This window comes from Flavisphingopyxis soli (assembly GCF_007995095.1).
Lineage (GTDB): Bacteria > Pseudomonadota > Alphaproteobacteria > Sphingomonadales > Sphingomonadaceae > Flavisphingopyxis > Flavisphingopyxis soli.
On the sequence record NZ_VOPY01000003.1, the window covers coordinates 101,308 to 127,063 of the forward strand.

At 67.1% G+C, this 25,756-nt stretch carries 32 protein-coding genes and 1 pseudogene; 26 read left to right on the forward strand and 7 right to left on the reverse strand.

Annotated features, from left to right (window positions below):
• On the reverse strand, positions 1-492 hold the full coding sequence (locus FSZ31_RS10770) for a group III truncated hemoglobin (protein ID WP_147123391.1): 492 nt from the start codon (positions 490-492) through the stop codon (positions 1-3).
• A gap of 81 nt (positions 493-573) precedes the next feature.
• On the opposite strand from FSZ31_RS10770, the gene FSZ31_RS10775 reads away from it, so the two are divergent.
• Complete coding sequence (locus FSZ31_RS10775; protein ID WP_147123392.1) at positions 574-1,026, forward strand: RrF2 family transcriptional regulator; 453 nt, start codon at positions 574-576, stop codon at positions 1,024-1,026.
• Here FSZ31_RS10775 and FSZ31_RS10780 read toward each other — a convergent pair.
• Positions 1,009-1,389 carry a YidH family protein gene (locus FSZ31_RS10780; RefSeq protein WP_147123393.1) on the reverse strand — a complete coding sequence of 127 codons (381 nt, stop codon included), beginning with the start codon at positions 1,387-1,389 and terminating at the stop codon, positions 1,009-1,011. The two genes, FSZ31_RS10775 and FSZ31_RS10780, sit on opposite strands and share 18 nt — an antisense overlap.
• Before the next feature lie 327 nt (positions 1,390-1,716).
• On the opposite strand from FSZ31_RS10780, the gene FSZ31_RS10785 reads away from it, so the two are divergent.
• The 5 genes from FSZ31_RS10785 to FSZ31_RS10805 all read left to right on the forward strand — a co-directional run bounded on the left by FSZ31_RS10785 (position 1,717) and on the right by FSZ31_RS10805 (position 5,801).
• Positions 1,717-2,226 carry a hypothetical protein gene (locus FSZ31_RS10785; RefSeq protein WP_147123394.1) on the forward strand — a complete coding sequence of 170 codons (510 nt, stop codon included), beginning with the start codon at positions 1,717-1,719 and terminating at the stop codon, positions 2,224-2,226.
• 139 nt (positions 2,227-2,365) lie between these two features.
• Positions 2,366-3,652 carry a DNA-packaging protein gene (locus tag FSZ31_RS10790; protein WP_147123633.1) on the forward strand — a complete coding sequence of 429 codons (1,287 nt, stop codon included), beginning with the start codon at positions 2,366-2,368 and terminating at the stop codon, positions 3,650-3,652.
• Positions 3,653-3,762: 110 nt separating this feature from the next.
• On the forward strand, positions 3,763-4,842 hold the full coding sequence (locus FSZ31_RS10795) for a sensor histidine kinase (protein WP_147123395.1): 1,080 nt from the start codon (positions 3,763-3,765) through the stop codon (positions 4,840-4,842).
• An 84-nt stretch (positions 4,843-4,926) separates the two neighbouring features.
• Positions 4,927-5,430 (forward strand): hypothetical protein, encoded by a 504-nt coding sequence (locus tag FSZ31_RS10800; RefSeq protein ID WP_147123396.1) that lies wholly within the window; start codon positions 4,927-4,929, stop codon positions 5,428-5,430.
• A gap of 77 nt (positions 5,431-5,507) precedes the next feature.
• Positions 5,508-5,801 carry a hypothetical protein gene (locus tag FSZ31_RS10805; protein WP_147123397.1) on the forward strand — a complete coding sequence of 98 codons (294 nt, stop codon included), beginning with the start codon at positions 5,508-5,510 and terminating at the stop codon, positions 5,799-5,801.
• A gap of 58 nt (positions 5,802-5,859) precedes the next feature.
• On the opposite strand, the gene FSZ31_RS10810 is transcribed toward FSZ31_RS10805, so the two are convergent.
• On the reverse strand, positions 5,860-6,270 hold the full coding sequence (locus FSZ31_RS10810; RefSeq protein WP_147123398.1) for a response regulator: 411 nt from the start codon (positions 6,268-6,270) through the stop codon (positions 5,860-5,862).
• 195 nt (positions 6,271-6,465) lie between these two features.
• On the opposite strand from FSZ31_RS10810, the gene FSZ31_RS10815 reads away from it, so the two are divergent.
• The 9 genes from FSZ31_RS10815 (at position 6,466) to gp17 (ending at position 12,414) form a co-directional block, all read left to right on the forward strand.
• Entirely contained in the window at positions 6,466-6,843 is a 378-nt protein-coding gene (locus FSZ31_RS10815) for a DUF1622 domain-containing protein (RefSeq protein WP_236643780.1), read from the forward strand.
• 98 nt (positions 6,844-6,941) lie between these two features.
• Positions 6,942-7,472, forward strand: a complete 531-nt coding sequence (locus FSZ31_RS10820) for a hypothetical protein (protein WP_147123399.1) — start codon at positions 6,942-6,944, stop codon at positions 7,470-7,472.
• Between the two features lie 209 nt (positions 7,473-7,681).
• A complete protein-coding gene (locus FSZ31_RS10825) occupies positions 7,682-8,902 on the forward strand; it encodes a phage portal protein (protein ID WP_147123400.1) in 1,221 nt (406 codons plus the stop codon).
• 112 nt (positions 8,903-9,014) lie between these two features.
• Positions 9,015-9,332: a DUF6127 family protein gene (locus tag FSZ31_RS10830; protein WP_147123401.1), complete on the forward strand. Its 318-nt coding sequence runs from the start codon at positions 9,015-9,017 to the stop codon at positions 9,330-9,332.
• Between the two features lie 76 nt (positions 9,333-9,408).
• Positions 9,409-9,822 (forward strand): HK97 family phage prohead protease, encoded by a 414-nt coding sequence (locus FSZ31_RS10835; protein ID WP_147123402.1) that lies wholly within the window; start codon positions 9,409-9,411, stop codon positions 9,820-9,822.
• Positions 9,823-9,934: 112 nt separating this feature from the next.
• On the forward strand, positions 9,935-11,041 hold the full coding sequence (locus FSZ31_RS10840) for a phage major capsid protein (protein WP_147123403.1): 1,107 nt from the start codon (positions 9,935-9,937) through the stop codon (positions 11,039-11,041).
• 163 nt (positions 11,042-11,204) lie between these two features.
• Positions 11,205-11,750: a head-tail connector protein gene (locus FSZ31_RS10845; protein WP_147123404.1), complete on the forward strand. Its 546-nt coding sequence runs from the start codon at positions 11,205-11,207 to the stop codon at positions 11,748-11,750.
• Positions 11,747-12,016, forward strand: a complete 270-nt coding sequence (locus FSZ31_RS10850) for a hypothetical protein (protein WP_147123405.1) — start codon at positions 11,747-11,749, stop codon at positions 12,014-12,016. Before FSZ31_RS10845 ends, FSZ31_RS10850 begins: the two co-directional genes overlap by 4 nt.
• Complete coding sequence (gene gp17, locus FSZ31_RS10855; protein WP_147123406.1) at positions 12,013-12,414, forward strand: tail completion protein gp17; 402 nt, start codon at positions 12,013-12,015, stop codon at positions 12,412-12,414. The genes FSZ31_RS10850 and gp17 overlap by 4 nt, the downstream gene beginning before the upstream one ends.
• Positions 12,415-12,451: 37 nt before the next feature.
• Here the strand turns inward: gp17 and FSZ31_RS10860 are convergent, their stop codons facing one another.
• On the reverse strand, positions 12,452-12,787 hold the full coding sequence (locus FSZ31_RS10860; protein ID WP_147123407.1) for a hypothetical protein: 336 nt from the start codon (positions 12,785-12,787) through the stop codon (positions 12,452-12,454).
• Between the two features lie 58 nt (positions 12,788-12,845).
• Here FSZ31_RS10860 and FSZ31_RS10865 point away from each other — a divergent pair, with 58 nt between their 5' ends.
• From FSZ31_RS10865 to FSZ31_RS10895, 7 genes and pseudogenes are all read left to right on the forward strand, one after another.
• A complete protein-coding gene (locus FSZ31_RS10865) occupies positions 12,846-13,253 on the forward strand; it encodes a phage tail tube protein (protein WP_147123408.1) in 408 nt (135 codons plus the stop codon).
• A 98-nt stretch (positions 13,254-13,351) separates the two neighbouring features.
• On the forward strand, positions 13,352-13,657 hold the full coding sequence (locus FSZ31_RS10870) for a GTA-gp10 family protein (protein WP_236643781.1): 306 nt from the start codon (positions 13,352-13,354) through the stop codon (positions 13,655-13,657).
• A 114-nt stretch (positions 13,658-13,771) separates the two neighbouring features.
• Positions 13,772-13,972 carry a phage tail assembly chaperone gene (locus tag FSZ31_RS10875; protein ID WP_147123410.1) on the forward strand — a complete coding sequence of 67 codons (201 nt, stop codon included), beginning with the start codon at positions 13,772-13,774 and terminating at the stop codon, positions 13,970-13,972.
• Positions 13,965-14,537, forward strand: coding sequence for a tail tape measure protein (locus FSZ31_RS10880; RefSeq protein ID WP_147123411.1), 573 nt, complete (start codon positions 13,965-13,967; stop codon positions 14,535-14,537). Before FSZ31_RS10875 ends, FSZ31_RS10880 begins: the two co-directional genes overlap by 8 nt.
• A 99-nt stretch (positions 14,538-14,636) precedes the next feature.
• A pseudogene (locus FSZ31_RS10885) lies at positions 14,637-16,935 on the forward strand (DUF2460 domain-containing protein).
• 70 nt (positions 16,936-17,005) lie between these two features.
• Positions 17,006-17,818, forward strand: coding sequence for a DUF2163 domain-containing protein (locus FSZ31_RS10890; protein ID WP_147123412.1), 813 nt, complete (start codon positions 17,006-17,008; stop codon positions 17,816-17,818).
• Entirely contained in the window at positions 17,811-18,308 is a 498-nt protein-coding gene (locus FSZ31_RS10895) for a peptidoglycan endopeptidase (RefSeq protein WP_236643782.1), read from the forward strand. The genes FSZ31_RS10890 and FSZ31_RS10895 overlap by 8 nt, the downstream gene beginning before the upstream one ends.
• An 887-nt stretch (positions 18,309-19,195) precedes the next feature.
• Here the strand turns inward: FSZ31_RS10895 and FSZ31_RS10900 are convergent.
• Positions 19,196-19,927 (reverse strand): hypothetical protein, encoded by a 732-nt coding sequence (locus FSZ31_RS10900; protein WP_147123635.1) that lies wholly within the window; start codon positions 19,925-19,927, stop codon positions 19,196-19,198.
• A gap of 259 nt (positions 19,928-20,186) precedes the next feature.
• Complete coding sequence (locus tag FSZ31_RS10905) at positions 20,187-20,459, reverse strand: hypothetical protein (RefSeq protein WP_147123413.1); 273 nt, start codon at positions 20,457-20,459, stop codon at positions 20,187-20,189.
• Here FSZ31_RS10905 and FSZ31_RS10910 point away from each other — a divergent pair.
• The 4 genes from FSZ31_RS10910 (at position 20,458) to FSZ31_RS10925 (ending at position 24,968) form a co-directional block, all read left to right on the forward strand.
• Positions 20,458-22,602, forward strand: coding sequence for a phage tail protein (locus FSZ31_RS10910; RefSeq protein WP_147123414.1), 2,145 nt, complete (start codon positions 20,458-20,460; stop codon positions 22,600-22,602). The genes FSZ31_RS10905 and FSZ31_RS10910 overlap by 2 nt on opposite strands.
• A gap of 22 nt (positions 22,603-22,624) precedes the next feature.
• Positions 22,625-23,071, forward strand: coding sequence for a DUF2793 domain-containing protein (locus FSZ31_RS10915; RefSeq protein WP_236643783.1), 447 nt, complete (start codon positions 22,625-22,627; stop codon positions 23,069-23,071).
• A 133-nt stretch (positions 23,072-23,204) separates the two neighbouring features.
• Positions 23,205-24,317 (forward strand): OmpA family protein, encoded by a 1,113-nt coding sequence (locus tag FSZ31_RS10920; RefSeq protein ID WP_147123636.1) that lies wholly within the window; start codon positions 23,205-23,207, stop codon positions 24,315-24,317.
• Positions 24,318-24,431: 114 nt separating this feature from the next.
• Complete coding sequence (locus tag FSZ31_RS10925) at positions 24,432-24,968, forward strand: hypothetical protein (protein WP_147123416.1); 537 nt, start codon at positions 24,432-24,434, stop codon at positions 24,966-24,968.
• 36 nt (positions 24,969-25,004) lie between these two features.
• On the opposite strand, the gene FSZ31_RS10930 is transcribed toward FSZ31_RS10925, so the two are convergent.
• Positions 25,005-25,745 carry a hypothetical protein gene (locus FSZ31_RS10930; protein ID WP_147123417.1) on the reverse strand — a complete coding sequence of 247 codons (741 nt, stop codon included), beginning with the start codon at positions 25,743-25,745 and terminating at the stop codon, positions 25,005-25,007.
• Positions 25,746-25,756: the final 11 nt, after the last annotated feature.

The window sequence follows — 25,756 nt, forward strand, 5'->3', positions numbered from 1 at the left end:
TCAGAAATCCTCCAGGCCTTGGGCGGCGGCAAGACCGTCGCGGTTGATGACGATGGCGTTGAGCAGGCTGGTCGCGATCATCCGGGCGCGCTCCTCGACATGCGGGGCGGCTGCGGGATCGCGCGCGAGACCATCGAGCGTGGCGCGAAACAAAGTGAGCCAGCGATCGAAATGCGTTCGGTCGAGGCCGGGGATGGCGAGGTGTTTGCGCATCGGGCTGCCCGAATAGGTGCCGCTGTTGTGCAGCACCGAGCTCCAGAACGCCTTCATACGCCCGAGATGCGTCGGCCAGTCGGCGATCCGTGTCGCGAAGATCGGGCCGAGCAGCGCATCGTCGCGGACGGCGGCGTAGAAGCGATCGACGAGGTCGGAGATGAAGGCCGCGTCGATGCCGATCGCGAGCGCTGCGTCGCGCTTGGCGGTGCGCGCGGCGAGCGCGTGGCGGTGCGCGTCGGTATGGGCGGGCCTGGGGGACGGGAGCGTGGCGGACATGGCGGCGACTCGTTAAGTGGTATTGGAGATACCTAATTAAACCGCGCTGGCGTTAATAGCAATATATGATATGCATGTTTTATGCGATTGAGCCTCCACACCGATTATGCGCTGCGCGTGCTGATGTTCCTGGCGGCCGAAGAGCGGCAGGCGTCGGTCGACGAGATCGCGCGCGCCTACGGCGTTTCGCACAACCATCTCGTCAAGGTGGCGCGGCGGCTGGGCGAGCTGGGGCTGGTCGAGGCGCGGCGCGGGCGCGGCGGGGGGATCTCGCTGGCGCAGGACCCGGGAGCCATCAACGTCGGCGCGCTGGTCCGCGAGATGGAGAGCCTGGGCGGCTTCGTCGAATGTTTCGACGCGGGCGCAAACGGCTGCCCGGTCGCCGGGGTGTGCGGGTTGCAGGGCGCGCTGACGCTCGCGCTCGGGGATTTTCTCAAGCGGCTCGACAGCTATGTGCTGGCCGACCTGGTGCCGCGCAAGGGCGCCTTCAGGCGGCGGCTCGCATTGCCGAACGCGCTAGTTGAGCAGCCATAGGCCGATCGCGACGACGAGTGCGCCGGCGCTGAGGACGGTGGCGATGGCGCGCAGGTCGATGCCGCCGAACTCGCTGACATGGTGTGTGTCGAGGCGCGCGAGGACCTTGCAGGCGCGGCGCTCGGCCGCCCAGAAGATGAACACGCCGATCAGGATGAACGCGGTCGCGACCGCCTTTGGCACCCAGGTCGGTGCGAGCGTGTCGAACAGGACGTTGAAGCCGACGCCGATGCCGATGCAGGCAAGGCCGGTGCGCATCCAGCCGGCAAAGGTCCGCTCGTTGGCGAGGATCGTGCGGTCCTCGGCCAGATCGGTGCGATCGGCGGCGAGCTGATTGCCGTTCTTGGCATCGTGGTTGTCCATGCGGGAATAACGGAACGGCGGCGTAACGGTTCCGGCCGGGCGGGGTGAAGGGGCGTGGTTGTCGCGGCCCCTCTCCACTTGCCTAGGCAGCAAGCTGCCAAGGCGACGTTGCCTCTCCCCATCGGGGAGAGGGAATATATAACCTATCTGGTAAAAACAGGTTGACATCGTCACGCTGTTTGGGTACATAAGAGGAACATCGGGAAAAAGCGAGTCGCCGGGGGGCAGTCATTGAAGCGGTGCGAACGGGTCGGGCGGCAACGTCCGGCCCGTTCGCATTTGGCTGTGCGGCGACGGCGCGAACGGGCGAGGAGCAGGCGGGGGCCTATGGTGAACGAGACGGACACGGTGGACGGCGAGGAGGACGCGGGCGAGCATTCGGCGCGCGCGGTGGTGTCGCCGCGCCGCCACCGCGCATGGAGCAAGACGGCCGAACGGATATTCCTGTCGGGTCTTGCGCACAGCGCCAACGTATCGGCATCGGCGCGCGCAGCGGGGCTGGCGACGAGCACGATCTATGCCCGGCGCGAGAGCCATCGCGCGTTTCGCGATGCATGGGCGGCGGCGCTTCACCAGGGTTATGCGGTGCTCGAGGCCGAGTTGCTCAGGCGCGCGATCGAAGGCGTCGAAAAGCCCGTCTGGCGCGGGGCGAAACAGGTCGGTTCGGTGCGCCAATATTCGGACGCGGTCGGGCTGGCACTGCTCAAGCGGCATGGCGAGGCGCACGACCGGATCGAGGCGGCGAGGGTGCGCGCATGCGAAGACGAGGCCGAGCTATGCGCGCGCTTCCTCGCACGGCTGCAGGAGATCCACGATCGCCTAACGGGTGGGGCATGATTGCGCAGCGGGTGCGGCGATGCAGCTGAACGGGGTGACGTTGCGCGGTGAAGCCGCGACGCGGTCGACCATCGAAGGCATCGCGATCCGCGGCGAGGCGCAACACAAGGTGTATGCCGACGCGCTCGGCCGCGACGGGATGCTGCGGCTGCTCAACCTGTGGGACTATAATGCCCGTCCCGAACAGATGGCACCCGACGGGGCATGGGCGACCTGGCTGATCATGGCGGGGCGCGGTTTCGGCAAGACGCGCGCGGGCGCCGAATGGGTTCGCGCGCTGGCCGAGCGGCGCGGCGCGTTCGGCCGGTCGAGCGACCTTCGCATCGCGCTGGTCGCGGCCAGCCTCGACGAGGCGCGCGCGGTGATGGTCGAAGGGCGCAGCGGCATATTGGGGATCGCCGCACCGGGCGAAGAACCGCGTTACGAACCGTCGCTTCGCCGCCTGAGCTGGCCGTCGGGCGCGACCGCAATGCTCTATTCGGCGGGCGAACCCGACAGCCTGCGCGGGGCCGAGTTTCACTATGCCTGGGCCGACGAGATCGGCAAATGGGCGGGCGGATGCGACGCCGAGGGGCGGTCGGGAGCCGAAGCGGCGTGGGACAACCTCAAGATGGCGCTGCGCCTGGGGCGCGATCCGCAGGCGGTCGCGACGACCACGCCGCGCCCGGTGGCGCTGATCCGGCGGCTGGTTGCCGAAGCGGCCAGAGGCGACGGGCGGACGATCGTGACGCGCGGCGCGAGCTGGGCGAACCGGGCCAATTTGCCGCCGACCTATCTTGCGGGGCTGGCGAGCGATTACGGCGGCACGCGGCTGGGGCGGCAGGAGCTGCTGGGCGAGCTGATCGAGGATGTCGAAGGCGCGTTATGGACGCGCGCGATGATCGAGAAGTGCCGAATTGGTTCAAATGTCATAATCGACATAACCCGTGTCGCCGTTGCGGTCGATCCGCCGGCGAGCGCGGGCGGTGATGCCTGCGGGATCGTTGCCGCCGCGCTGTTGCGCGACGGACGGATCGCGGTGATCGAGGATGCGAGCGTAGGCGGCCTGAGTCCCGAGGGATGGGCCAATGCGGTTGCGCTGTGCGCGGCGCGACACGGCGCCGACCGGGTGGTGGCCGAGGCGAACCAGGGCGGCGACATGGTGAAGTCGGTCCTGCAGGCGGTGCACGCGAACCTGCCGGTGCGGCTGGTCCATGCGAGCCGCGGCAAGGTGGCGCGCGCCGAGCCGGTATCGGCGCTCTATGAAACCGGACGCGTCGTCCATGTCGGCGGCTTTGCCGAGCTCGAGGACCAATTGTGCGGGATGCTGATCGCGGGCGGCTATGCCGGGCCGGGCCGTTCGCCCGATCGCGCCGACGCGCTCGTCTGGGCGGTCAGCGAGCTGGCCGGGAACGGGAGAGGCGAGGCGCGCGTGCGGCCGCTATGACCGCGCACCGCGATTGTTGGATTAATCGTCTATCGCAAGGGCTTGTTTGCCAGTAATTGTCGCAAGGCCGCTTTCCCAGCGGCGCAGATGCGACGGACTGGCGGATAACGATGACGACGACAAATGACACCGCGACCAACGCGACGACGCGTGCCGATACGCTGGGTGACGGCAGCTTCGCGCGGCGGCTCGGCGAGGTCGGCGCGTTGCAGCAAGGCGGCGACGCGTTCCGCGCGCTCGCCGATTCGGTGCCGCAGATGGTCTGGTCGACGCTGGCCGACGGGCATCACGATTATTACAATGCGCGCTGGTACGAGTTTACCGGTGCGCCGATGGATTCGACCGACGGCGAAGGCTGGGCCGGGATGTTCCACGAGGACGACCAGCCCGAAGCGTGGAAACGCTGGACCCACAGCCTGGCGACGGGCGAGCCCTATGAAGTCGAGTATCGCCTGCGCCACCATAGCGGCGGTTATCGCTGGGTGCTCGGCCGGGCATCGCCGATCGTCGATGCCGACGGCACGATCCTGCGCTGGATGGGGACGTGCACCGATATCGACGAGGCCAAGGCGATATCGCAGCACAACGATGTGTTGAGCCGCGAGCTGAGCCACCGGATCAAGAACATCTTTGCGGTGATATCGGGGCTGATCGGGATGACTGCACGATCGAACACCGAATTTCGCGCCCCTGCGCGCGACCTGCAGAGCCGCATCGCGGCGCTCGGCCGGGCGCACGAGTTCGTCCGGCCGCACAGCGAGTTTTCGCGGCCCGAGATGGTCGCGGTGACGCTGCATGGGATGCTCAGGGAGATTTTCGCTGCCTATCCCGCGTTCATCGAGGGGCGGCTGAGCATCGACGGCGACGATTTCGAGATCAGCGACCGCGGCGCGACGCCGATCTCTCTGGTGTTCCACGAGCTGGCGACCAACTCGATGAAATATGGCGCGCTGTCGAACGACGACGGACGCGTCGCGATTACCGTCGCGAGCGTCGGCGACGAGGTGGTGTGTGAGTGGACCGAGAGCGACGGGCCGCCGATCGAACAGGCGCCGAGCCACGAAGGCTTCGGATCGAAGCTGACCGAGCTGGCGGTCAGGCAGCAGCTCGGCGGGAGTTTCGACCGCGAATGGCCGCGCGAGGGGCTGCACATGACGATCCGCGCCAAGCGGGTGCGCCTGACGACCTAGCCGATCCGGTCGCCGCAGGGCGATGGCGCGACGACGAAAAAAAGCGTATGGCAGCGCCTGTGGGCGGTGACACGGGAGGATGGCATGAAAGCTTATCCTGACGCTGGTGTGACGTGGCTTCTGACATGTTTTTTTACCGGACTGGTGCTGATCGGCATGACGCCGGCCGCCGCCGCCCAGTCGATTGGGCCATTCATGATCGATGGCTGGAAAGTCGATTACGATAGCGACCGGTGCTTCATGGTGCGCGCCACCGGCGACGGCCAGCAGGGCATCGAGTTCCAACTGCTCGAGGACGGCAGCGATCGCATGCTGTTCATGCGGCGGGGATGGCCGCTGCGGACCGGGTCGACCCCGGCGCATGTCACGATCGGCGGGCAGGCAACGACATCGAGCGCAAACCTGTCGCAATCCGAGGGCGAGCTGCTGGTCAGCGTGCCGATCGCCGACAGCGTGATCGAGGGCCTAGCGAACCGGACTGTGATCGGGCTCGAGCTGCCCGAGCTCGGCGTGGCGGCGGATTTCGACGTCGGGACGATCGCGGAGGCGCGCGAAAACATGTACGAATGCGCGATGGTCCTGCTCTAGCGCGGCGCGATGCCGCACGATGGCTGCGGCCGGCGCAAAGTGCTATGATCTGGCCGAGCGGATACGGGAGAACGGGCATGCGTATGACGCAGATCCTGATCGCCGCGATGGTGCTTGCCACCCCTGTCGCGACCGACGCGCAGGAGGGCTGGGGGCAGATCAGCTTTGAAAACCGGACAACGGCCGCCGCCGATTTCTATGTCGACGGCGATTATGGATGCCGTGCGCTGGCGGGACTTTTCTGCACGGTCCAGGCGCGGGTCGGCGTGCATACACTGTCGATCCAGACGGTTGACGGGCGTTCGGCGTCGCAGCCCGGCGCGGAAGTGGTCCAGGGCGGTGTGTTTACCTGGACGGTGTCGGAAGGATAAGGTCCAGACCAGCCTGCGGTAAGGACGAAGCCAGCCCGAAGCGGGCCGGCGCGGCGGATCAGGCGGCGTGGGCGAAGGCGACGAAGCCTGGCGGCGGGGTCGGGGTCGGGGACGAATCGCGGCGCAGCGCATAATCGAGCACCTGGTCGATCAGGCGGACGTCGGCAGGCTTGGTCACGACACCGAGCGTGCCGGGAATGCCGCCGCCGAGCTGGGCCGGGTTGGCGGTCACGAAGATCACCTTGATACCGTATTCGCGCGAGAGGAGTTCACCGATCATCGGGCCGGTCGCGCCGTCGCACAGGTTGACGTCGACGAGTGCGATATCGATGTCGGGCGATGCCAGCTGCATTGCCGAAGCGGTGTCGTCAGCGATTCCGGCGCAGACATAGCCGCCGTCTTCGATGGTTTCACAGATATCGGCGGCGACGAAACATTCGTCTTCGACGATCAGGACACGGACAGGCACAACGAACTCCTTCGACGAGGTTTGGCGTGGTTACTTGGACCTAAACAACTTACATCAGTGATGATAGTTCCCTTTTGAGTCATTTTTTCAAGGGGTCGCGCCAAGCGGTGCGGCACCCTAGCGTGGCAGCGGTGCGGACAGAGGAGCGAAGATGGTGATCCAGGCTATTCCCCGGACAAGCGCGGTGCGCCGATCATGCTGACCGATGCGACGATGCTGGCAATCGCGCAAATGGTCGCCAAAGGCTTCGAATTCGCCGGGATCGCGGTGATCGTGATCGGCACGCTGATCGCCTTTGCCAAGGCGGGCGCGATGGTCGCGCGCGGGCTGGGTGATGGCGGCGCGGCGGGCGAGCGCGATGTCGTGCCGGCGTTCCGCAAGACGCTGGGGCGGTCGATCCTGACCGGGCTCGAATTGCTGGTGGCGGCCGACATCATCCGCACGGTGGCGGTCGAGCCGACGCTGCAGAGCGTCCTCGTGCTCGGGCTGATCGTGCTGATCCGGACGTTTTTGAGCTTCAGTCTCGAGGTCGAGATCGACGGGCGGTGGCCGTGGCAGGGGAAGCGGGAGTGAGGGCCGATATAGCGAGCGATTGCTGCGAGCCTTGAATGGCAGCTAATGGGTGGGAAGTGGACATTGCCGAGCAGTTGAAACTCTGCGACTAACGAGCAATGAGTAAGCTCGTTGAAACCGGCATCAGCTTGATTTGCGCGACTATAGTCGCGACAGCACTGACTACTGGCATTGTTTCTATCGCAGCTAGTATCGACGATCTCATCTGGCTGCTGGAAAATGGACAAAGCATCTCCCATTGGCCGCTAGACCTAATTTTCTCTGTGATCGGCACGGCTGCTCTAGCCGTGTTTTTTGGGTTTATCGGCGCCGCTCTCTTTCTCTCAATCGCCCTTTTCCCATTGATTAGAAAGGGCTCCCAAACATTAATGATCGTCGCGGGCGGTCTCGCTGGTTTCGCCCATTCAATAGTCGGGTGGGGATTACGCATCGCAGACAATTACGTCGGGCCGCTCAATCCATTCGCGGACATAATACGGGCGTTGGGCACGTGGGGCGGTTTCATAATGACCGACTCGGGTCGTCAGATTGTGGCAATTGCAACGGTGCCCGCCTCCGTCATAGCGGGCTGTGTCGCTGGGCTAACGTTCTTTCGCGTCTTGAAAGGTCGGCCCCATCATGAACCATAATGTCCGCAACTGGGTCGTTAACGGTCATTGCCATTCAGGCTGTTAGGGCACCTTTTTCAAGAGCGCAGAGTCCGGGCGGCCCCCTCTCCAATTAAGGCGGAAGCGTCCAGGCGCATACCCCTCACCCAGCTTCGACTAGGCAGACAAGCTGCCAAGTCTGCGCAACCCTCTCCCACAAGGGGAGAGGGATTTTTTCTGCGGAGCATGACATGAAACTATTCGGCTGGAAGGCTGCGCGCGAGGCTGCGCGGCCGGTTTTGGCGCGGGCGGGTTACGCGGGCGGAATCTCGCGGATCGGGCTGGGCGTGATCGGTGGCGCACAGGCGCAGGGCGCGTTCCCGCAGGGATATGAGGCGCAGCTGCGCGAGGGCTATCTCGCCAATGCGGTGGCGCAGCGCGCGGTGCGCGTGGTGGCCGATGCTGTGGCGGGGGTGCCGGTGACGGTGGTGGGGGCTCACACTGCCCCCTCTCCAACTTCGCCTAGGCCTGGCGGCCAAGGCTTCGTATCCTCTCCCCCTGAAGAGGGAGAGGAGAATGCGGCGCGTCTCCTTGGCCTGGTGCGGGCGTCGAGTGGCGGGCAGTCGTTGCTCGAGACTTTGGCGGTGCATCTGTTGTTGCATGGCAATGGCTATGTGCAGCTGCTCGATGACGGTGCGGGCGGGGTGAGCGAGCTTTATGCGCTGCGGCCCGATCGGGTGTCGGTCGAGGCTGACGCGAGAGGCTGGCCGGTCGCGTATCTCTATCGTGTCGGCCAGTCGGTGACGCGGCTGGAGGCGGAGGGCGGGCCGGGGCACCCGCGGATCGTGCATATCCGGCTGACACATCCGATCGACGACCATTACGGGCTCGGCTGCCTGGGGGCGGCGTCGGGGGCGATCGCGATCCACAATGCGGCGGCGCACTGGAACAAGGCGTTGTTGGACAATGCGGCGCGGCCGTCGGGCGCGCTGGTGTTCGACGCGGGCGACGGCAGCGCGCTGTCGGCCGACCAGTTCGCGCGGCTCAAGGCCGAGATGGAGGCGGGGTTCGCGGGGGCGGGCAATGCGGGGCGGCCGATGCTGCTCGAGGGCGGATTGAAATGGCAGGCGATGAGCCTGACGCCGGCCGACATGGATTTCATCGAGTTGAAGCACCAGGCGGCGCGCGAGATCGCGCTGGCGTTCGGGGTGCCGCCGATGCTGATCGGGCTGCCCGGGGATGCGACCTACGCCAATTATCGCGAGGCGTCGAAAGCGCTGTGGCGCCAGACGGTGCTGCCGCTCGCGGGGAAGATCCTGGGCGCGCTGGGGCAGGCGCTAGGCGGCGAACTGGTCGTCGATCTCGACAAGGTCCCGGCGCTCTCCGAGGACCGCGAGCGGCTCTGGGGGCAGGTCGCGGGGGCGGAGTTCCTGACGCGCGCCGAGAAGCGGGCGATGCTGGGGCTGGGGTGAAGGTTTTGCGGTGAGGTGGGCGCGTCACGCGCCCCTCTCCCACTGCGACTAGGCAGCAAGCTGCCAAGTCTGCGTTGCCCTCTCCCCTGAAGGGGCGAGGGAAGGAGGTTTTATGGATCGGGCAGGGGTGTTGGCGGCGCTGGTCGCGCAGGCCGAGCGGCCGCCCAATTCGGCGGTACAGGACATGGTCACGCTGCGCGCGGTGATCGAGGAGGCGAGCGAGATGGGGGCGCAGCGCGCGCTTAAAAGTATCGGTTTGAGTGATGCCGATGCCGGCGAGGATATCGAGGAACTGCGCGAGCTGCTCGGGGCATGGCGCGCGGCGAAGAAGAGCGCGGTGAAGTCGGCGATCGGCTGGGTCCTGCACGGGCTGCTCGCGCTGTTGCTCGTCGGGCTGGCGGTGCGGTTCGGGCTGGGGGATCTGGTGTGAGGCTTTTGTGTCCGGCAAGCGGCCCCTCCACCAACTTCGGTGGTCCCCCTCCCCCCGCTTCGCGCGGGGAGGATTTATGAGGTTTGCCGGCTATGCGGCGGTGTTCGGGGTGGCCGATCGCGGCGGCGACGTGGTGCGCGCGGGGGCGTTTCAGACGGCCCTTCGACAGGCTCAGGGTGAGCGCGGTTTGAACATCCCGCTGTTGTGGCAGCATCGCGGCGATGTGCCGGTGGGCGAGGTGGAGTATCTCGCCGAGGATGCGCGGGGCTTGCGCGTGATCGGGCGGCTGGCGGAAACCGCGGCGGGAGCCGAGGCGGCGCGCGCGCTCAGGTCGGGGCGGATCGACGGGCTGTCGTTCGGATACCGGGTGAAGGACGCGCGGGCCGGACAGGCGCGAACGCGCGAACTGGTCGCGCTCGAGCTGGTCGAGGTGAGTTTGGTCAGCGTGCCGATGCAGCGACTGGCGCGGGTGCACACGCTGGGTCCCTGAAAGTGGTACTTTCAGGGAGGTAATCGGCGAAGATTGAACGTGGCTGCGCGGCCGCTTTCCGGGGGACCGGAAGGCGGCCTTTTTTATGGAATTTTTGCAAGGAGATGGTGCGATGAGCGATCAGGTGGTGGAGACGGCAGCGGACAGCGGGGCGGGCGATCCGCTGGTGGCGAGTTTCGATGCGTTTGCGGGCGCGGCGGGCGAGGGCGGCGCGTTGGGTGAGCGGCCGATGCTCGAGGGGGTCAAGGCGCATGCCCCGGCGCGCAGTGCGTTTACCGAGCGCTATCTGCGCAAGGGGATCGACGCGGGGTTCGAGATGAAGGCGCTGACGTCGCTGACCGGGCCCGAGGGCGGCTATGCGGTGCCGCAGGAGATCGACGCGAAGATCGATGCGATCCTCAAGGACATCTCGCCGATCCGCAGCCTTGCCAACGTCGTCGCGACGGGGACGAGCGGGTATCGCAAGCTCGTCGCAACGGGCGGGATGGCGTCGGGCTGGGTCGCCGAGACTGCCGGGCGGGCCGAGACCGCGACGCCCGATTTCGCCGAGATCGCGCCGCCGATGGGCGAGCTGTACGCCAATCCGGCGGCATCGCAGGCAATGCTCGACGACGCGATGTTCGACGTCGAGGACTGGCTGGCGGGCGAGATCGCGCGCGAGTTCGCCGCCGCCGAGGGGGCGGCGTTCGTCGCCGGATCGGGGATCGGCCGGCCCAAGGGTTTCCTTACGTACCCGACCGCCGACGAGGGCGATGCGACGCGCGCCTTCGGCACGATCGAGCATCTCGCGACGGGGGTCGATGGCGATTTCGGCAGCGGGGCGGACGACCTGATCGACCTCGTCCAGTCGTTGCGCGCGCCGTACCGCCAGGGCGCTGCGTTCGTGATGAATGCGGCGAGCCTCGGCGTCATTCGCAAGCTCAAGACCGCAGACGGTGCGTTCCTGTTCCAGCCGAGCCTTGCCGAAGGGCGGCCCGACACGCTGCTCGGCTATCGCATCGTCGAGGCCGAGGAGATGCCCGATATCGGTTCGGATAGCCTGTCGATCGCGTTCGGCAATTTCGAGGCAGGCTATATCGTCGCCGACCGCGGCGAGACCGCGATCCTGCGCGATCCGTTCACCAACAAGCCGTTCGTGCATTTCTATGCGACCAAGCGCGTCGGCGGCGCGGTGACCAACAGCGAGGCGATCAAGCTGCTCAAGTTCGGGCTGGCGTAAGAACTGCCCCACCCCAGCCCCTCCCCTGAAGGGGAGGGGCTAAGACCCGGCGCGTTCGGTCCCCTCGGGCGCGCCGGGTCTTCCTATCTTTCAGATTTGGCAGGTGAAGCATGAGCGAGCTGATTTTCGCCGATGCGGTGCCCCTCTTGCGGGGCGTGGCGCGATGAGCGGGGCGAGCGAGACGCGTGCGCTCGAGCCGGGTGCGCCCGCGCTGACGCTCGACGAGGCGAGGGACTGGCTGCGCATCACGACGCCGCACGACGACGCGGTGATCGCCGCGCTGGTTCGCGCGGCAAGCGACATGTGCGAGGCGTTCATCGGCCAGTACCTGGTCGAGCGTGTGTGCCGCAGCGTGGTGGCCGCCGACGGGCGCTGGCAAAGGCTTGGCGCGGCGCCGGTGCGGTCGATCACCGCGGCCGAGGCGATCGCGCGCGATGGCACGGCAAGTGCGCTGACCGACGACGCGTTCGAACGCGACATTGCCGCCGATGGCGAGGGCTGGGTGCGCTTTGCCGGCGGTGCGGCGGTGCGGCTGAGCGTCGACTATCGCGCGGGTCTCGCGGTCGAGGCGAGCGGCCTGCCCGAGGCGCTGCGCCAGGGGCTGCTGAGGTTCGTCGCGCATCTTTATGGCACGCGCGACGGCGGCGAAAGCGCACCGCCGGCGGCGGTGATCGCGCTGTGGCGGCCGTGGCGGCGGATGCGACTGTGACCCTTCGACAGGCTCAGGGTGAGCGGAAAAATGAACTGGACGAAGCGAAGCTGGCGCGGCGCGCGCAAGCGGCGGGCGATGCCGCGGCGCGGCGCGCGATCGATCGCATCGCGGCGGCGATCGGGGCAGACTATCCCGCGCTGACGATCGAACGCGAGATCGCGGCGCTGCGCGTATCGGGCGCGGCGCTGCGCGGGCTGGCGCGGCGCGACGTGCGGTTGCGGCTGCCCGAGCTGTGGCTCGACGGGGAAGGAGGCGCGCGATGAGCGAGGGGATCGAGGCAGCGCTGCGCGCCGCGATCATTGCTGCGCTGAACGACGACGCTGCGTTGGGCGCGGCGATCAACGGCGTGTTCGAACCCGGCGCGGCGGGTCCGCATGCGCCGTATGTCGAGGTCGGTGCGATGACCGCGCGCGACTGGGGCACCAAGGATCGCGACGGGCGCGAGATCGTCGCGACGCTGCGGGTCCACGATGCCGCGCGCGAAGGCGAGGGCGTCAGCGCGCTGGCGGCGCTGGTCGCGGCGGCGATCGCCGCGATGCCGCGCGTCGGGACGGGATATGCGATCGGCAGCCTGCGGCTGCGACAGTGCGCGATTGCGCGGGCGACGAGCGGCGAGTGGATCGCGACAATGGATTTCAGGGTGCGCGCGCTGGCGGGCTGATTGAAGAGGCTCAAGGGACCGATACGGTCCGACCCGGTTACTCGGTCGGCATTTCCTTGTTGTCGAAATAGTCCTGGTAATCGTCTTCGAATTTCTCGCGCCAATAGCTGATCTCGTCGTCGGCAACCTCGTTGGCGTCGGCTTTCGAGCTGCCGCGCTTGAGATCGGCGGAGACCATTGCGGTGCGATAATTGCCTTCTTCGGCGGTGCATTTGGCGCCGAAACCGGTGCGGAACGCGTCGGGTTCGACCTTTTCCTTGAGCCCGGCGATGAGCTCTTTCTTGAGGCATGCGGCGAAGCGGTCGCGGGTCGCTGGAACCGACGCCCCGGCCTGCGCCGCGGCGAGCATCAGAAGGATAGGCGAGATGACCATGTCCACTCCCTTCGTCCCGGTTTGCCCGGGTTTTTATCAGCATCGAGGAGAATAGCAGATGGGTATCGAGAGCGGTAGTGCCTTCCTGTTGAAGGTCGGCGATGGCGGGGTGCCGCTAGCCTATGCGACGATCGCGGGGCTGCGCACGACGCAGCTCAGCATCAACGGCGAGGGCGTCAACGTGACGACCAAGGATTCGGGCGGCTGGCGCGAATTGCTGTCAGGTGCCGGGGTGCGATCGGTCAGCGTGTCGGGCGCGGGGATCTTCACCGGCTCGGCCGCTGAGGGACGGATCAAGGGCAACGCGCTGGCGGGCGTGATCGACGATTACGAACTGAGCTTCGAAGGCGGCGAGCGGATGCAGGGGCGCTTCCTGATCACGCGGCTCGATTATGCCGGCGATTACAATGGCGAGCGCAATTACACGCTGAGCCTGGAGAGTAGCGGTGCGGTGGCGAGTTTATGAGCGGGGGTGGGGATACCCCTGGACCGGCAGAGACCCCTCCACCCCTCGCCTGCGGCGAGCGGTCCCCCTCCCCCCGCTGCGCGCGGGGAGGAGACAAAGTGGCCAATGCTGCGCGGGGAGAGGCGGCGTTTGCGGTGGCAGGGGTGTGCTATGTGCTGCGGCCGAGTTTCGCGGCGCTGGTCGCGGCCGAAGCCGAGCTGGGGCCGCTGTTCGCGCTGGTCGAGCGCGCGGCGGCGGGCGGGCTGACGCTGGCCGAGACCGCGGCACTGATCTGGCATTGCATTGATGCGCGCCCCGCTGGGCTGAGCCGTGAGGACGTCGGCGAGGAAATTGCGACGCGCGGGCTGGCGGCGACGACGCCTGCGGTGGGGGCGATATTGTCGCAGATATTGCAGGGGCGGTGAGGGTGGTTTGCGGGCCGGGCGATAGCGCCGTCACCCTCATCCAGCTTCGTCTAGGCTCGTTCCTCGCCAAGACTGCACATCCTTCCCCCATCAAGGGGGAAGGAGGGACACGCAATGGCGGTTGAGTTCGCCGCCACTGCGGCCCGGTTGGCGGGGGCGGCGGGCTGGCTATTGCACTGGTGTCCCGACAATTTCTGGGCGGCGACGCCGGCCGAGCTGGCGGCGGTACTGCGCGCGGCGGCGGGCGAAGACGGCGAAGCCGCGGTGACGCGCGCGGACCTGACGGCAATGCAGGAGCGGTTTCCCGATGGGTGATGAGATCGAGACTTTGGTGATCGGTGTGCGCGCCGACACCGCGGGATTTTCGCGCGATGTCGCCAAGATGCGCGCCGAGCTCGAAGGGCCGCTGGCGCACGGGCTCGACCGCGCCGGACGCGCGCTCGAGGGCGCGCTGACGCGCGCGATCACGCGCGGCACGTTCGGCTTCGAGGATCTGCGCCGGGTCGCCCTGTCGGTGATCGCCGATATTGCGCGCCAGGCGGTGTCGGCGGGGCTCGATGCGCTGGTCGGCGGCAAGGGTGGCAGCGGGGCGGGGCAAGCCGTCGGCAGCCTGCTGGGTGCGCTGCTCGGCCTGCCCGGGCGCGCGACGGGCGGGCCGGTGTCGGGCGGGCGCGGCTATATCGTCGGCGAGCGCGGACCCGAGATTTTCGTGCCGACAGCGGCGGGGCGGATCGAGGGCGGCGGCCTGGCGACCGGCGCGCGCGATATCCGGATCACGGTTAACGTGCAGGGCGGCCGCGATGCGAGCCCCGAACGGATGGCGCGATCGGGGCGGCAGATTGCCCGCGCGGTAAGGTCTGCGCTGGTCGAGGCGGGGTGAGGCTGGTCCCAGACGCGCCCCTCTCCATTGCGCTAGGCAGCAAGCTGCCAAGCTCCATTGCCTCTCCCCTGAAGGGGAGAGGGTGATTGGGAGAACACGATGCCTTATACCCTCGTGCCGCGGGCGGATGCGGTGGCGGAGCCGGTTGATACGACCTGGCTCAAGCGGTTCGATCCGGCGTACTGGACAGTCGATTTTCCGCGCCCGATGATGGCGTCGGCGACGTGCGGCGATGCGCATACGCTGCGGATCGATGCGGTGTTCTACAACAAGCAGGACCTCGCCGGGATCATCTGGGAGGCGGCCGATCGCTGGTCGCATCCGAGCCACGCCTACGAGACCGCGCGCGATTTCCGGCGCTGCACGCTCTCGTTTCGCTGGCGATCGGGCGGCGTCAAGCCGCTCGATGCGCTGCACGGGCCGACGCTGACGATCGAGGGGCGCGACGCCGGCGGGGCCCCGCGCGCATGGTATGTCCGGCTATGGAACTATGCGAGCGGTTCGCCCGAGGACGCGGAGATCACGATCGATTTCGCCGCGCTCGACGGCGGGTTCCTGCTGCCGGGCGAAGCCGATCCGGTCTGGGCGGGCGACATCGACCGGATGTTCATCTCGCTGGTGCCGCCCGAATATGACGGCAGCGCTGGCGCGCTGGCGGGGGGCGAGACCGGCTGGGCCGAGCTGAGCGCGGTCGCCTGCGACGGATCGGGATCGGTGCTGCGCCGCGGCGATGCGATGATCGCGCCGCACGGCCTCGCCATGGCGACGGGATACGACGACCTCTACAACCAGACGCCCGAGCGCGTCGTCGCCGCCATCACCGCGCTCGGCTATCGCGGCGACATCGTCCATTATGTCGGCATGAGCCATTATTTCGTGCTGGCGAGTGATGGCCTGATCGATTCTGGCGAGACGCTGAACGCGCCGTGCCGCGCGTGGCACGAGGGCTTTGCCGCGGCGGCCGCACGGCACGGCCTCGGCATCATCTGGTCGCTGAGCTACGAACTGTTCGACGCGCATTGCAAGGCCGGGTGGAAGCAGCTCGCGCCCGACGGATCGCCCGCGCTGACCGGATGGGAGCCGCCGTCGACGCTGCTCAGCCCCGCGCATCCCGGTGCGATGGCCTACCTGCGCGGCGTCGCGTGCGCGTTCGTCGCGATCGGCGTCGATGCCGGGCTGGCGGCGAAGTTCCAGGTCGGAGCCCTGGTGGTGGATCACCCCCGAGCGGCAGATCTGCCTGTACGATGCAAGAACGACGGTCACGCTCGGCGCGCTGTCGGTGCCGATCGACAGCATCGACGGGCCCAAGGACGCCGACCAGATCGCGATGCTCGATGCGGCCGGCGCGCTGCTTGGCGCATCGACGCAGGCAATGTGCGATGCGGTGCGCGCCGACCATCCCGATGTCGTGACGCATTTGCTGACCTATTTGCCCACCGTGCTCGACCGCGCGGCGCCCGAGGCCAAGCGCGCCAACGTGCCGCTGGCCTGGGCGGATCCGGCGTTCGATGTGCTCCAGCTCGAGGATTACGACTGGGTGACCGCAGGACGCGTTAGCGAGAGCGCGCGCGGCGTAGCGGCGATCGAGGCGCGGCTGGGTTATCCGGCCGAGCGCCAGCATTATTTTTCGGGCTTCGTGCCGAGCGGCGAAGACAGCGAGCAATGGGCGAGGATCGACGCGGCGGCCGAGGTGGCGCGCGGGCGCGGGGTGGCGGCGACGTACGTCTGGGCGCTGCCGCAGGTCGCGCGCGACGGCTTCACGCATTTCGCGACGGGGCAAGAGGAGGGCGAGGAGATGCAGGTTTTCGACGAGGTCGATTTCCCGATCGCGATCGGCCGCGCGGCCGAGGTGGTGACAGAGTTTTCGGCCGACGTGATCGAGACCGGATCGGGGCACGAACAGCGCGTGCTCCACTGGGCCGACGCGCGGATGCGCTACGATGTCGGGGCGGGGCTGCGCTCGGAAGCCGACGTCGTCGCGCTGGTGGAATTCTTTCGTGCGCGGCGCGGGCCGGTGCGCGGATTCCGCTTTCGCGATCCGTTCGATCATCACGGCAGCGATGAGGCGATCGGGACCGGCGACGGGGTCGTGACGCGCTTTGGCCTGGCGCGGCGTTATGGCGCGGGCGACGAGGCACAGGTGCGGCGGATCACGCGGCCGGTTGCGGGCAGCGTGCGGGTGTTCGTTGACGGAGCCGAAGTGGCGGACGGTTGGGCACTCGAGGACGGTGGCTGGATCGCGTTCGACGAGGCGCCCGCGATGGGTGCGGCGCTGTCGGCCAGTTTCGATTTCGACGTGCCGGTGCGCTTTGCCGAACAGCGCCTGGGGGTAAGCCGCGCGACCTTCCTCGCGGGCGAGCTGGCGAGCGTGCCGCTGGTCGAGGTGGGGGAATGCTGATCTCTGCGCATGACCCCTCCACCATGCTGCGCATGGTCCCTCTCCCCATTTATATGGGGAGGGATGGGATATGATCGAGTGGCTGTCGCGCGAAGTGGTGACGCTGGCGTGGACGTGGAGGCTGGCGCGGCGCGACGGGGCGGTGCTGGGGTTCACGACGCACGATTGCGACCTGGTCAGGGGCGGCGTGCTTTATCGCGCGGCGCCGGGGATCATGCCGTCGGCGGTGCGGCTGAGCGCGAAGCTCGATGCCACGACAATGGATGTCGGCGGGGCGATCAGCGATGCGGCGATCACTGCCGCCGATCTCGACGCGGGACGCTGGGACGGCGCGCTGGTGACGCTCGGCGCGCTCGACTGGAGCGATCCGGGTGCGCTGCCGATCGTGATCGCGGCCGGGTCATTGGGCGCGGTGCGGCGCGAGGGGGCCGCGTTCACCGCCGAGCTGGCGGGGTTCGAGGCGCGGTTGGGCGATGCGGTCGTGCCCGCGACCTCGCCGCGCTGCCGCGCGATTTTGGGTGACAAGGCGTGCCGCGTCGACCTGGCGGGTCGGCGCTGGATGACGCAGGCGGTGGCGATCGACGGGGCGCTGGTGACGCTCGCCGAGGGATTTGCCGTCGGGCGCTTTGCGCGCGGGCGGCTGCGCTGGCGCGACGGGCCGTGCGCGGGACTGAGCGAGGCGATATTGGGCGACGACGGGGCGCGGGTCGAGCTGCCGGCGGTGCCGATCGCCGCAATGACACTGCCGCTCGCGGTCGAGCTGACCGAGGGCTGCGACGGTGCGCTGGCGACGTGCAGCGGGCGGTTCGGCAATGCGGCGAATTTTCGCGGCGAGCCTTATCTGCCGGGGAACGACCTGCTGACGCGCTATCCCGGTGGATGAGCGTGGCACGCGGATCTTTGCCGAGGCGCAGGGCCTCGTCGGCTGCCGCTTTCGTTTGCACGGGCGCGATCCCGCGCTCGGGCTCGACTGTGTCGGGGTGGCGTGGGTCGCGGCGCGGCGCGCGGGGGCGGTGGTGGAAGTGCCCGATCGCTATGCGCTGATCGGCGGCAGAAGCGAGGCGTGGAATGCGGCGCTGGCGCGGTGCGGGCTTGTCCGCGTTGCCAAGGTCGCGATTGGTGACATCGTCCTGATCGATTGCGGGCGGCGGCAGTTCCATCTCGCCGTCGCGGGAGCGGCGAGCGCGGTCCATGCGCATCGCGGGCTGGGACGCGTCGTCGAGACGCCGGGACTGCCCGACGGCGCGGTCGCCGGGGTGTGGCGGGTGGCGGAGCGGTTGTTCGCCGATGCGGATGACCGATCGCGGTTCGTCATCTTGCGTCGGCGCAGGACGCGCGTCGGGATAGGCCCCAGCCTGCGCCGGGAGGCATAGTAATAACCGCTCAAAAAGGGAACGATGGCCACATTCCGACACATGATAGACGAACATTCGGTAATTCGGTGGAAAATGGACGTTAGTTGCGATTGGGATTGTCGGGATTGGAGGCACGGCGCTGCCAGAACCCCCAAATCGTTTGGGCGACATTTATCGCTACCAAAACCATGACAATTGGCCATAGCCAGGTGTCCGAAATGCCATCAAACAAATTGAAATGTAGGCTCGCCCAGAACGCACCGAATAGAGCAAGCGACCCGATCCACAAATAAACTGAATTTCGCCCGTCTTCGCTCATAAGAGGCACCCATTATTGCGATCACGAGACTGCCAGTTTTGCCCAATGTCCGCAACTGGGTCGTCAGCCGTCATTGCCCTCGACGCACTCATTCTGCAGAAGGTCCAACAGATGCGGGTTAAGTTGGAATCCAAAAGGGTCAGCATGAAAACAATAAGCGCGGTATTGTGGATGTACGCGGCTCTTTACGCAGCGATCGCATTACTCATCGTAGCGATAGCGGCCGACGAAGGATGCCTCATTAATTGCACAGGTGCCTCGTTTGGTGCTGAGAACCCTTACGAAAGCCCCATCACCTGGATTGTTCTAGCGCTTCTTTTTTGGCCTTTTCCTCTGATGGTCATCCGTCTCGTCCAGGCGGTGTGCCGCTTTATCCGCACTTAGCAAACATCCCGGATTGGCTGAATAACCGTAATTGGGCCGGTAGCCGTCCGGCCGGACCTGGCGTTGCCACCGCAACCGGCCACCGGCCGAAACTGGGTGGATTGTGGCTGCTTCCGCAGACTTGAAGGGGCGTGAGTCGCCCGTGCGTCCTAGGCGATAAGAAGGTCAGCGCCTATGTCGGGACCAGGGTCGGAAGCAGACATTACCGAGCCGAGTGAGGACGCCCGGTCCTGAGTGGACCGGCCGGCGGCGGAGCGAAACCGAGGGGACTGATGTCAGCGCCAGGCGTGCCTCGCGTCACTGCCGCGTAAATTGCGGTGCCGATGGGGCTGTAGGTAATCGCCTGCGTCATGGCGAAAATTGCAGCCATCGCCCCAATTCCCCACCACCAGGCCGGGTGTACCCGGTCGCTGCGGCGCAGGTCTGCCCAGATGCCCACGAGCGGGAACAGCAAGCAGGCGGCGAAGGTGGCCTCCCAAGCCCAAGGCTGAAACAGTGGCAACGGGAGTAGCCGCCCGAAGGCCGGAGCAAGCAGCAGCGCCATGCCGCAAAAGTGCAGCCGTCGGTGCCACTCGGTGCGACGGCGCAGCAAGATGGCCGCGACAGTCAGGCCGGCAAAACCCGATATCGTCATCGGATCAAATATGAGAAATTGCAGCGGCTGGAAAAAGAAGGGAGCGTTGCCGTTCCGAACCATGATGGCAGCAACGAGGAACCCCGAAACCACCATCGGGATCATCCACACCGCAGCAAGCCAACCAAGCCGCCGATGAAGGTCAATGCGGTCAGTGGCGACCAGCAGGTTTTGCACCAGATAGATCGCAACCCAGCCCATGAACAAAATGGCGTGAACGTGGACCCGGACCGGAGAGGCGAACGTCGAGCGGCCCATCGCTAACTGCATTGAGAAGCCGATGGCGATGACAGCGGCCATGATGATCGCGCTGCGTACGAAAAACCGCTCGTCCCCTGCCGAGTATGCTAGCGGTTCTTGTGCTAAAGTGGCCATTGCGAACTGCCCCCCGAACTGTTCACCCATTGCCCAGCCAAAATAACACACAGTGCGGGTCAGTGGAATAGTGCAAGCGGGCCCCCAACCCGTGCGGAGTGCGGCGGCATCGGATGGCTGCTTTTGGGTCGTCAGGCGAACGGCAGGTACTGGGTCAGTCGGCGACTGGACATCGCTTGGGTGGTTAGCTGCCGCGCAGGCTGCAGGTTCCGTCGCCAACGTGCAACTGTCCGTTTTGCACAGTGAACCACCGTTCCTGGCCATCGCGCCGATTTGTCAAAAGCCATTGTGGTTGCCCATCGGCAGTTGAAAACGAGAGCAGCCGGGTGTTTCCGTCCGTAGTGATGGCGACCTCTGGCAAAAGGCCGAACAGCTCGCATCGTGCAATCAGCGAACCACGGATCGTGTCGAAGGCTGGTTGCCAGACAGCAAGGGTGCCGGTGAAGGAGTAGACCATGGCGACTTTGGTGCTTACCGCGGTCGGGACGGCGGTCGGCGGGCCGGTCGGGGGGCTGATCGGATCGGTCGTCGGCGGCGTGATCGACCGCGCGGTCTTTGCCCCCAAGCCGCGCGAGGGGCCGCGGCTGACCGACCTCAGGCTGCAGACGTCGACCTATGGCAGCGCGATCCCGCGCATTTACGGGAGCGTGCGCGTCGCGGGCACGGTGATCTGGGCGACCGACCTCAAGGAAAGCAAGACCACCAGCGGCGGCGGCAAGGGCGCGCCCAAGAGCGTCAGCTACAATTATTCGGCCTCGTTCGCGGTGGCGCTGTCGTCGCGCGCGGCGGGACGGATCGCGCGGATCTGGGCCGACGGCAAGTTGCTGCGCGGCAGCGCGGGCGATTTCAAGACCGCGACCCGGTTCCGCTTCTGGTCGGGCGACGCCGACCAGCCGGTCGATCCGCTGATCGCCTCGGCCGTCGGGATCGCGCAATGCCCGGCGCATCGCGACGTCGCCTATGCGGTGTTCGAGGACATGGCGCTGGCAGAATATGGCAATCGCATCCCGTCGCTGACCTTCGAGATCGTCGCCGACGAGGGCGCGGTGACCGTCGGGTCGGTGGCGCGCGACCTGTTGCCCGCGCGCTTCGATGCGGCGAGCGAGGTCGGACTGATCGGCTATGCCGCGAGCGGGGCGAGCATTGCCGATGCGATCGGTCCGCTGGTCGCGCTCGGCGGGCTGAGGCGCGGCGGCAGCGCCGAGACGCCGGTGCTGGGCGCACCAACGGGGGCAGGGGCGATCAGAGTAACGCCTGCGACCCCGGTCGTCGTCGAGCGCGCCGCCGATGCCGGCCTGCCGCGACCGGTGACGCTGCACTATTACGATCCGCTGCGCGATTTCCAGACCGGCGCGCAGAGCGCGAACGTCGCGGGCGATGCCGAGCGGGGATTTGCGATCGACCTGCCCGCCGCGCTCGATGCGGGGCAGGCGCAAGGCGCGGCCGAGCGGATCGTTCGCGCGCGATTGTCCGAAGGCGTCCATGGCGAGCTGCGCAGCGGTCTGGGTGCGCTGGCGCTGCGGCCGGGCGACGCGGTGGTCGTGCCCGGCCTCGCCGGCGGGTGGACGATTGCGGCGAGCGAGATCGACGCGAGCGGGGTCATGTTGAGCCTGACGCGGCTGGCGACGGGCGAGCCGCTCGCTCCCGGCCAGGGCGCGACACCGGGACTGCCCGTGCTCGAGCGCGACCTGCCGATCCCGCCGACGCGCTGGCTGTTCGCCGATCTTCCCCCGAGCGGCAGTGCGAGCGCGCCGAGCCCGGTACGGATCGCGGCGGCGGGCGAAGCGGTCGGCTGGCGCGGCGCCGACGTCACCATCGTCGGCGGTTCGTATGACGGCGCGGCGGTCGCGCGGATCGGCGTCGAGAGCGTGATGGGTACGGCGGCGAGCGTGCTGCCCGCCGCAAGCGCCGCGATGCTCGACACGACGAGCAGCGTCGAGATCGAGCTGCTCCACGCCGAGATGACGCTGAGCGGCGCCGACGATGCCGCGCTGCTCGCCGGGCGCAACATCGCGATGATCGGTGGCGAGGCGTTGCAGTTCGGCAGCGCGGTGCAGCTGACGCCGACGCGCTGGCGGCTCTCGCGGCTGCTGCGCGGACGCGGCGGCAGCGAGGCAGCGATCGCTGGCCATGCGGCGGGCGAGGCGTTCGTGCTGGTCGATCCGGCGGCAATTGGCGCAATCGATCCGGCGATGCTGGTCGGCGGCGGTGGCGTAGCGGTCGCCGGGCTGGGCGATCCCGATCCCGTCGCGATGGTGCCGCCCGCACCGCTGCGCGCCGACCGCCCGCTGTCGCCGGTCCATGGCTGGTGGAACCCCGCAGCAGATGGCAGCGTGACGATCGGCTGGACGCGGCGCAGCCGCGCCGGCTGGGCGTGGAGCGACGGGCTCGACGCGCCGATCGGCGAGGATCGCGAACTGTACCGGATCGCGCAGCTGAGCGGGGCTGGCAGCGAGACCGTCTTGTTCGAATGCGCATCGCCCGAGGCGACGATTGCGTCTGCGGTCCTTGCCGCCGCGGGCGGGGCGATGACGCTGCGAATCCGGCAGGTCGGCAGCCTGGCAGCGTCCGAAGCGCTCGAAATATCGATCGCGAACTGAAAAAATCAATCGGGAGAATATGATGGACAGCGACTTTAACAGCGTGCGATTCGCGCTGCCGTTGCTCGCGGCGGCGCAGGCGCAGAAGGAAATCACGCACAACGAAGCGCTCGCGCTGATCGACGGGATCATCCATCCGGTGATCGAATCGGACAGCGAAAGCGCGCCGCCGGTCGATGCCGTAGCGGGCCAGGCCTGGCTGGTAGGTCCCGGAGCGAGCGGCGAATGGGCGGGGCAGGACGGCCGGATCGCGCTGATGACGGGTGGCGGCTGGCGCTTTGTCACGCCGGTCGAAGGCATGCAGGCATGGCTGTCGGGCGCGCGGGCAGTCTTCAGCGCGAGCACATGGAGCGCGCCACCGGTCTATGCCGCTCCCGACGGCGGCGCAGTCGTCGACGCCGAAGCGCGAAATGCGCTCTCGACGCTGGCATCCGCGCTCGCTATGGCCGGGCTGATTATCGCGAACTAAAACTCTGTTCTCTTTCACCGGGAAAGAGTGCGGCTTTTGTGCAACAATAGTAAAATTGCTGGGTTGCATGGAAACTTTCATGGGTTTAGGTTGTTCAGCGAGAGTTCCAGTCTCTTTTGAAAGGGGAAATAATATGAAGAAGCTTGCCATCGCTGTGGCACTCGCTTCCACCGCCATGGCGTCCCCCGCCTTGGCGACGGACGGCGCGTGGTACGTAGGTCTTGAGGGCGGTCCTATGATCGTCGAAGACATCAGTCTCGATATTTCGGGCACCAAGGACGCTGCATCGGTCAACCATGACTATGGTTATGACTTCGGTGGCGTGATCGGTTACGATTTCGGTGCATTCCGTCTCGAAGCCGAAGGTTCGTATCGTCGTGCCGACGTTGAATCGATTGCTGCTACAGCTCCCGGGATTCCCTCGGGAACGACCGGCACGCCTGTTGTCGGCACCTATCCGATCAACGGCAGCTCACAGGCCCTGGCCTTCATGGTCAATGGTTTGCTCGACTTCGGTGATGACGATGGTCTTCAGGGCTTTGTCGGCGGTGGTGCCGGCGTTTCGCGCGTCAAGCTCGACTATGTTTTTGCTAACAACTTCCTGAATGACAGCGATACCGGCTTTGCATGGCAGGCACTCGCCGGCGTTCGTACGCCGCTGACCGATAACATCGACATCGGCCTGAAATACCGTTTCTTCAACGCTTCGGGCGTCGACCTCGTCGACTCGCTCGGTCGCGATGTTCACACGCGTTTCCGGTCGCACTCGATTCTCGGCAGCCTGACCTACAACTTCGGTCGTCCGGTTCCGCCGCCGCCGCCAGTCGTTGCACCGCCGCCGGTCGTTGCACCGCCGCCGCCGCCGGTCGTCGCACCGCCGCCGCCGCCGGTCTGCACGCCTGGACCGTACATCGTGTTCTTCGACTGGGATAAGTCGGACATCACGCCTGACGCCGCGTCGACGCTCGACAACGCAGTCTCGGCTTACAACAGCGGTTGTTCGGGTACGCAGGTCATGCTCGCAGGTCACACCGATACGTCGGGTACTGCGCAGTACAACGTCGGCCTGTCGCAGCGTCGCAACGACTCGGTTCGTTCGTACCTGACGTCGCGTGGCATCAACGACGGCATGATTTCGTCGGAAGCCTTCGGCGAGACGCAGCTGCGCGTTCAGACGCTCGACGGCGTTCGCAACGACCAGAACCGTCGCGTGGAAATCACCTACGGTCCCGGTTCGGGCATGTAATCATCACACGTATCGCTTCGGCGATACCGATGAACGAGAGGGCGGCCTTCGCGGGCCGCCCTTTTTGTTTGTCCGCAGCGCAGGACGTGCATCCCTCGGCCTCGCCAGAGCGCGTTGACCGTTCTTCAACTTATCTGCGTCAATAACAGCGCGATGGGGACCAAGGCTCAGCACAATCATCCGGCCAATGCCGACGAAGCGGGCGCATTGCTCAACCTCGCGCAGGGGTTTCGCGCCGCTGCGGCGCGCACGCGCCCGGGTCGCGGTAGCACGCTCGTCCGCGCGCCGTTTGAGCTGCTCTGTCTTCACAGCGTCGACCTCGCGCTGAGCGCGGCGTTACACGCGAGCGATTTCGATGCGCCGACGGTGCGCGCGATGGGCAACGACGTGTCGCGCCGTGCGCGCGCGCTCCAGATCCACCGGATCGGCTGGGGACGCCATACACTGGCGACGATCGAAGCGCTGACCCGCAACCGCCAGAGACAGGGCGGGACGCTGGCCGCGGCAGGCGAAGAGCAGGTCGCGTTGGCACGGATTGAGGCGATGGTCGACGATGCCATCGAGAAGTGCGCCAGGTTTGTCGAAAGCTGCAAGCTGGCCCAAGCAACGAATGGCCCGGCAGTGCAGAGCAGGTTCGCGCGGCGCGCCTGAGCGTCGCTGAACTTCGCCCGGGTAAAGTCCGGGTGGCTAGCCGCCGGGTGGCGAGCCGTTCGACCCGATAACGAGGCTGGCGAGGATCGCGTCGAGGTCGGCGCTCACGGCGGCCTGTGCCGGCAGGCCGTGTGCCGGCTCCTTTGCCTTGACCGCATAGCCGATCCGGTCGACCGCATAGCATGTATTGCCGACGAGCGTTCGCAGCGCGAGAACGTCGGCCTGCTGGCTCATCCCCACATCCGACTGGCGCCATGCCGCCCAGCTGCGTCCGCCGATCGTGCGGTCGGGCAGGCGGCTGCCGAAATCGGTCGACAGGCCCGCGGTAGCGCAGTCGGTGCGCGCCGCGACAGCGTCGCTGGCGCCGATCCGCAGCATCTCGATCACCTCACCCGGACCCTCGCTCGGGCGCGCGGTGCGGGTGAAGCTGACGATCCCCTTTCCACTGACATTTTCGGTGCCGGTGAAGCGCACGCGCCAGCCGCCCGTCATCATCGCATGGCCCGCGAAATCGGTTCCTGGCGTCCAGTCGGCGGGATAATCGAGGCGGACGCTTCCCTTGGGGCCGGTGAAATGCCTCGTGCCCGCCGTCGGCGCTGGCGCGGCTTCGGGAGCGGGGGGTGTGGCAAGCACCGGCGTCGGCGCCGGCGCGTCGCGCGTTGCATCGGACTGATTGGCCGGCGGTCCCGACGTCGGTCCGCAGGCGGTGAGCAGCAGCGCCGACCCGGCGATCAGTGGGCGAGATAAAGTGCGCGCAATTTCGCGTGGGCGGGACATGATCGGGCCTT

What these genes read in the sequence shown, in the direction of transcription:
- FSZ31_RS10770 (WP_147123391.1), bottom strand. Translation starts at nt 492, where the DNA reads ATGTCCGCCACGCTCCCGTCCCCCAGGCCCGCCCATACCGACGCGCAC.
- FSZ31_RS10775 (WP_147123392.1), top strand. Translation starts at nt 574, where the DNA reads ATGCGATTGAGCCTCCACACCGATTATGCGCTGCGCGTGCTGATGTTC.
- FSZ31_RS10780 (WP_147123393.1), bottom strand. Translation starts at nt 1,389, where the DNA reads ATGGACAACCACGATGCCAAGAACGGCAATCAGCTCGCCGCCGATCGC.
- FSZ31_RS10785 (WP_147123394.1), top strand. Translation starts at nt 1,717, where the DNA reads ATGGTGAACGAGACGGACACGGTGGACGGCGAGGAGGACGCGGGCGAG.
- FSZ31_RS10790 (WP_147123633.1), top strand. Translation starts at nt 2,366, where the DNA reads ATGCTGCGGCTGCTCAACCTGTGGGACTATAATGCCCGTCCCGAACAG.
- FSZ31_RS10795 (WP_147123395.1), top strand. Translation starts at nt 3,763, where the DNA reads ATGACGACGACAAATGACACCGCGACCAACGCGACGACGCGTGCCGAT.
- FSZ31_RS10800 (WP_147123396.1), top strand. Translation starts at nt 4,927, where the DNA reads ATGAAAGCTTATCCTGACGCTGGTGTGACGTGGCTTCTGACATGTTTT.
- FSZ31_RS10805 (WP_147123397.1), top strand. Translation starts at nt 5,508, where the DNA reads ATGCGTATGACGCAGATCCTGATCGCCGCGATGGTGCTTGCCACCCCT.
- FSZ31_RS10815 (WP_236643780.1), top strand. Translation starts at nt 6,466, where the DNA reads ATGCTGACCGATGCGACGATGCTGGCAATCGCGCAAATGGTCGCCAAA.
- FSZ31_RS10820 (WP_147123399.1), top strand. Translation starts at nt 6,942, where the DNA reads ATGAGTAAGCTCGTTGAAACCGGCATCAGCTTGATTTGCGCGACTATA.
- FSZ31_RS10825 (WP_147123400.1), top strand. Translation starts at nt 7,682, where the DNA reads ATGAAACTATTCGGCTGGAAGGCTGCGCGCGAGGCTGCGCGGCCGGTT.
- FSZ31_RS10830 (WP_147123401.1), top strand. Translation starts at nt 9,015, where the DNA reads ATGGATCGGGCAGGGGTGTTGGCGGCGCTGGTCGCGCAGGCCGAGCGG.
- FSZ31_RS10835 (WP_147123402.1), top strand. Translation starts at nt 9,409, where the DNA reads ATGAGGTTTGCCGGCTATGCGGCGGTGTTCGGGGTGGCCGATCGCGGC.
- FSZ31_RS10840 (WP_147123403.1), top strand. Translation starts at nt 9,935, where the DNA reads ATGAGCGATCAGGTGGTGGAGACGGCAGCGGACAGCGGGGCGGGCGAT.
- FSZ31_RS10845 (WP_147123404.1), top strand. Translation starts at nt 11,205, where the DNA reads ATGAGCGGGGCGAGCGAGACGCGTGCGCTCGAGCCGGGTGCGCCCGCG.
- gp17 (WP_147123406.1), top strand. Translation starts at nt 12,013, where the DNA reads ATGAGCGAGGGGATCGAGGCAGCGCTGCGCGCCGCGATCATTGCTGCG.
- FSZ31_RS10860 (WP_147123407.1), bottom strand. Translation starts at nt 12,787, where the DNA reads ATGGTCATCTCGCCTATCCTTCTGATGCTCGCCGCGGCGCAGGCCGGG.
- FSZ31_RS10865 (WP_147123408.1), top strand. Translation starts at nt 12,846, where the DNA reads ATGGGTATCGAGAGCGGTAGTGCCTTCCTGTTGAAGGTCGGCGATGGC.
- FSZ31_RS10875 (WP_147123410.1), top strand. Translation starts at nt 13,772, where the DNA reads ATGGCGGTTGAGTTCGCCGCCACTGCGGCCCGGTTGGCGGGGGCGGCG.
- FSZ31_RS10880 (WP_147123411.1), top strand. Translation starts at nt 13,965, where the DNA reads ATGGGTGATGAGATCGAGACTTTGGTGATCGGTGTGCGCGCCGACACC.
- FSZ31_RS10890 (WP_147123412.1), top strand. Translation starts at nt 17,006, where the DNA reads ATGATCGAGTGGCTGTCGCGCGAAGTGGTGACGCTGGCGTGGACGTGG.
- FSZ31_RS10900 (WP_147123635.1), bottom strand. Translation starts at nt 19,927, where the DNA reads ATGGCCGCTGTCATCGCCATCGGCTTCTCAATGCAGTTAGCGATGGGC.
- FSZ31_RS10910 (WP_147123414.1), top strand. Translation starts at nt 20,458, where the DNA reads ATGGCGACTTTGGTGCTTACCGCGGTCGGGACGGCGGTCGGCGGGCCG.
- FSZ31_RS10905 (WP_147123413.1), bottom strand. Translation starts at nt 20,459, where the DNA reads ATGGTCTACTCCTTCACCGGCACCCTTGCTGTCTGGCAACCAGCCTTC.
- FSZ31_RS10915 (WP_236643783.1), top strand. Translation starts at nt 22,625, where the DNA reads ATGGACAGCGACTTTAACAGCGTGCGATTCGCGCTGCCGTTGCTCGCG.
- FSZ31_RS10920 (WP_147123636.1), top strand. Translation starts at nt 23,205, where the DNA reads ATGAAGAAGCTTGCCATCGCTGTGGCACTCGCTTCCACCGCCATGGCG.
- FSZ31_RS10930 (WP_147123417.1), bottom strand. Translation starts at nt 25,745, where the DNA reads ATGTCCCGCCCACGCGAAATTGCGCGCACTTTATCTCGCCCACTGATC.